This window comes from Bacteroides sp. An322 (assembly GCF_002161765.1).
GTDB lineage: Bacteria > Bacteroidota > Bacteroidia > Bacteroidales > Bacteroidaceae > Phocaeicola > Phocaeicola merdavium.
On the sequence record NZ_NFIN01000051.1, the window covers coordinates 1 to 4914 of the forward strand.

A 4914-nucleotide genomic window follows, 5' to 3' on the forward strand; every position below is an offset into this window, starting at 1 on the left:
TAATTGTAAAAGGGTCGTTTAATGAAATATCAACTTCTTATATCATTAAAGGATTGCTTCCTATATGTAATTCGTAGCGGACGGGGCGAGTGTTACCCGATTTTGCGTTAATAAACATTAAACGGGAAAATTTTATTCCCGGCCGTCCGCTTTTGAGGGCTTCAAACAATTACACAGATTCGTAACCGAAACGAAACATCCATTCGTTACATTCGCTCCCCAAATAACTGATAGCGGTATGAGGAACGATACAGACATACGGAAAGAGGCGTACCGGCGAATCTTAAAGCGGGAATTGTGCTGGTGGCTGGTTGCCATAGCGGGTGGATTGCTGCTTGCCGGAGTGTTCAGCGGGTCGGGAATAGTAAATCTTTTCCTGCATGGCTTCCAAGGCATCGGGAGTTGCTGGGCGGGTATAATCTGTCTGGTGGTGACAGGCTACATCGCCTATTCCCTGCTGGGCATCCTGAGGGAGAAGCGGAAGCTGATAGGGCATGGCATCCAGGCCGAAGCCGTCGTCACGGCCATCCAGAAAGAGATAGATGTCGAGGAAGGCGGAGAGGCTTTCGTGGCAGTCTATGAATTCACCCTGCCCGGCGGTCGGAAATGGAAGGTTAAGGAACAGCTCAACGGCTCGCAGGCGGGGCTGTTGGGACTGATTGAGGTGGGAAGCCGCGTGCCCGTTTTCGTGGACCGCGACCATCCGTACAAGTTCTACTTATATACGCACCTCCTTGTCCGCCAATTCTATGAGGAGGACAAGACGTTTGTCAACAGCTTGGAAAAACTAAAGAGGCAGGGCACAAACGTGGGAAACATTGGCGAAGCGATACTCAGACACCAGGAGAGGGGGCAACGAGTGTTCCGTAGCCGTCGCAAATGGAGGTGGCTTCCATCGGCTATCGTTGCTTTTGTCATGGTCTTAGTAACAGCATTCGGCTACATAATATACAACAGGTTTGAGGCTTACGTGCTGGTTTCCGATCTGAACCTCCCGCCCGGTTTCAGCTACTACAATGCTTATGCCACGGAATTGCACGAATACCTCCCCGGAAATAACAGATGGAGTTATACCGACGAGGAAGGATATGAAGACTGGACGTCTTCCTGGCGCTTTACCGACAAATGCAAACGTCCCATGTTTGTGGTGTGGGGCACACAGGGATTGACACACACAAGGACGACCAGCATGCTGATGATTCCAGAAAGCTATCGCGACAGGCTGGATGAGTTCATCTACGACATGAACGCCGACCTGAAACCAAAGCTGCAAAAGCTGTTGAAAGGGTTTGCGCCACGCACGGGCCTTTGCATCCTTTCCCCGGTATTGAAAGACACGATGCAGATAGAGGGCGGAGGATATTGGCCGCTGCTCACCTTGGGAGGTGCCTGCGCGACAGCTGCCGCTGAAATCCGCCTGAAAGCGTCGGGCGTGAATCCGGATACCTTGAGGGTAGACAAGACAACAATGTTCTACTACGCAACTATAGAAGCAGTGTCCGACAGAGACACCCTTGCTACGGATGCAGTGACACGGATAGCCGGCGGCGTGGAACGTTTCGGAGTGTTGTATGCCTCCGTCGGAATACAAGGATTCAGACTGACATCAGCACGCAGCACACCCCTCAACCAGGCCACGCCCTTTGCCATGGCTTCGTTGCTGGGCAGGCTGATGCGTTACAAGGACCACCTGTTCCGGGAGCACCCTGACATCTATGAAACGCAGGACTACCTGGAGCTGACGCTGAAAGACAAGAGATGGATTACCTACTACACCTTAGCCTGCGCAGAGGCAGGAGGACGGCGTGTGCTGAACGTTTTTGCTTTGGTGGGCGACCATCTCTTGGTTATCTTTATGGAAGGAGCGGATGTATCCGAAGAAACGCTGATGAAGAAAGCGGGCGAACTGATGCTGGTTGCCAAGGATAATTTGCCTTAAACACGTTTTTTTCCGTTCTCATCCCACCACACTGTCAACATCCACATAATAATTGAAAGGATTATTGCGGTCAACATAGACACGCACCTTTCTTTTGGGATCTATCTCGTAACTCTCATACCAGAAAGAACCGCTGTGAAACAGGTATATCCGCCCGTCGGATGCCACATAACGGCAACTCACGATGATGGGATGCCGTCCGTTCATGCTTTGGTTGTCATCTTCACGGATGCCTGTTATCTCCGCTTCCACTGTATCGCCGGTAGCAAGCAAGCGGGCTATTTTCTGCCGGTGTTTCCGCCTTACCAGAATAAAAGCCAGTCCCATATCGGCAAACACGAACGCCATGGCCAGCAATAGGCCGATAATCCAGTTGTTATCATCCAGATAACGCACCTCTTGGGGATTGCCATTGCGGTAATAGACTGTAATCTGCTTGCCCGGATGCATGGACGATGATGACAGATTGAGCGTGGAAGTATAGGTCTTTCCGCCGACTGTGTATTCCACCACCGGTGTGCCCAGCGATTCGTGATTTGCCCCACGCATGGCCAGGATAACAGCCTGCACAGGTGTAGCTTCTGCTTTGAATGTGTGACCGCTGGTATAGATGAAGATACAGACGGTAAACAGGATGATGCCCACCAGCACAAATATTCCGCCGAAGATGCGGACAAATGCCTTGTCTTTTTTCTTGCCCCGGACCAGTGCTTTTTCTTTGTTGTAACGCATAATTGTAAAAGGGTCGTTTAATGAAATATCAACTTCTTATATCATTAAAGGATTGCTTCCTATATGTAATTCGTAGCGGACGGGGCGAGTGTTACCCGATTTTGCGTTGAAAAGGCTTAATGCGATACTTTTTAGGTCTTTCCCTATGAATTTTACCTTTTATTATAAATGTTACTGGCACGTAACACGAGTGTCACACTGTATGGCTAATTTTGCATCGTCCAAAAATATAAATATTATGGATGTTTCGGCTTTAGGACAAGATAAGGAAGAAGATGATTTCCAACTGCTTTCTGCCATTGCGGAAAACATGGATACGGCAGCATTCACACGTCTTTACGGCAAGTATGCGAAGTGGGCTTTCGGGCTATTCTATTCGCGGACGGGCAGTAAGGAGGCCGCATCCGAACTGTCACAAAACCTGTGGATGTACGTATGGGACAATGCGGGGAAAATCATCGGGAACCATGACGAAAAACGGCATACAATAAAAGGTTTGCTTTATGCCGTCATAGCCAAACGCATATTGGATTTCTACCGGATGGTGGAGAGTTGCCATAACATTGTGTCGTTGGACGACGAGGAAATATGGCGCATGGTGGTGAACATCGCGGATAATAACCCGACGGTATTCTCCAAACTGGATGTGGAAGCCATCCATACGATTACCGATGAAGTGCTTGAAAGGTTCGGTGAACTGGACAAAAAGGTCTTCGTCAGTATGAAGAATGGATATACAGCCAAAGAGGTGGCTGACATGTACGGATTTACGGAAGCCACCGTCAGGAAAAAAGTGTGCGTGATGACAAAGGAAGTACGTCTGAAACTGTGTGAGGCCGGATATGTGTCCGCCATCCTTTCGTGTGTCAGTCATCCAGAACATGCCGCTTTGATTATCATGTCCAGTTCCGTCATTCATAAATCCCTGACCATTCCAAATTATTGAAATAGTAACTGTATTCGCAGTTTCCTTTCCACCTGCTTAAAGGCACGTACATGCTCAGTCCGCTGAAATGTTCCTGACTGATGGATAACTTGTTGATGAACTGCGGCGTGGCCGCCTTGTAAACGACGGTGCGGCGCAACTGCGCGTCGAACTCGTCCGTCCGCCCTCCCACAACGGTGTGGACTATATCGCCCATGTCGAAAAACACGTTGGGCACGTTGTCCGTGTGGTACGCCTGCAAGACAGACGTGTCCAGAGCCTCCATGTCGTGCAACCTACCTTGCAGGACGTTCCGGGTGGCAGTGAAAAGTCCGCCAAGTTCGGCGGCATCCACCAGCGCGATTGTGGCCGAGCGCAGTATGTCGTGCCCCATACTGTTGTAGTGGCCGTAATAGGCGACGCAGGCCTGTTCCAAGTCCTCCACGCCGCCAAACAGGTACGGAAGCACCTTCGCATAAGGGATGCCCGAAGCGTCATAGTCGGCTTCCGCAAGTACCTCGGTGGGTGAAGCTATCAGATAGTCCGCCTTGTTGCGCATTTCATACAGCCCTTCTATACACCCCATCAGGCATACATCAAACCAGATATATTCCGCCACATCATCGGGGAGGGCATCCGCCAATGCATCGATTTCCATCACGCCGGACGAGGAGTCATTCCCTGGATGGTTGTCGATGCCGATGTAGCGTGTGCGCGGGAATCCGTCAACCGCATTCCCCCTCGTGCCTTGCGGCACAAGATCGGAATCGTAACCACCTGGCAGCCAACCCATCGAATGCGACCAAAGCACCAGTCCGAAACGGTCGGACGGAACAAGCTCCTTGGCCTCGCTTATCACCCGCGCCAGCGTTTCCGGATTGGCGGAGTTCTCCTCCGCATACGACTTCAGCGGGACTTCCCCGCCTTGCTGCGTGATACTGAACAGGCGCGGCGTTTCACCTTCCCTGTCCACATAGACCACCGCCGTGCCCGCACTGCGCCGTGCGCCCTGTCTAAGCTGCGAGATGGTATAGTCCACTTCAGAGTCCATCGAGTTGTCGGCGGCCATATACACCAGCGTGGTATAGGACACAGGGTCGGGCGGTACGATTATTTCCTCGTCCTCCGAACAGGATGCCAGCGGCAAAAGAAGGCAGTAGCCCAAAGCCGCACGGAAAAACTTGCGCTTGTTCATATTCCTCTTCCGGTTTAGAAGCTGTTTTGATTTCATTCGATAAATTTGTTAAGCATGATTTGGATGAATGCGATTTGTACCATGGCTTCCGCAGTTTCAGCGAGGAATTCATAATCGATGGTT

4 protein-coding genes are annotated in these 4914 nt (G+C 50.8%); 2 read left to right on the forward strand and 2 right to left on the reverse strand.

Features of this window, described 5'->3' with window-relative positions:
• Window positions 1–238: 238 nt before the first annotated feature.
• The gene (locus tag B5F91_RS14565) at window positions 239–1939 is read left to right on the forward strand and encodes a DUF3592 domain-containing protein (RefSeq protein ID WP_087429747.1); all 1701 of its coding nucleotides are present in this window, start codon (window positions 239–241) and stop codon (window positions 1937–1939) included.
• Window positions 1940–1957: 18 nt separating this feature from the next.
• On the opposite strand, the gene B5F91_RS14570 is transcribed toward B5F91_RS14565, so the two are convergent.
• Window positions 1958–2671, reverse strand: a complete 714-nt coding sequence (locus B5F91_RS14570; protein WP_087429748.1) for a DUF3592 domain-containing protein — start codon at window positions 2669–2671, stop codon at window positions 1958–1960.
• A 238-nt stretch (window positions 2672–2909) separates the two neighbouring features.
• On the opposite strand from B5F91_RS14570, the gene B5F91_RS14575 reads away from it, so the two are divergent.
• Window positions 2910–3617, forward strand: coding sequence for a sigma-70 family RNA polymerase sigma factor (locus B5F91_RS14575; protein ID WP_087251655.1), 708 nt, complete (start codon window positions 2910–2912; stop codon window positions 3615–3617).
• Here the strand turns inward: B5F91_RS14575 and B5F91_RS14580 are convergent.
• Window positions 3583–4791, reverse strand: coding sequence for a clostripain-related cysteine peptidase (locus B5F91_RS14580; RefSeq protein WP_087397804.1), 1209 nt, complete (start codon window positions 4789–4791; stop codon window positions 3583–3585). The genes B5F91_RS14575 and B5F91_RS14580 overlap by 35 nt on opposite strands.
• Between the last annotated feature and the right edge of the window lie 123 nt (window positions 4792–4914).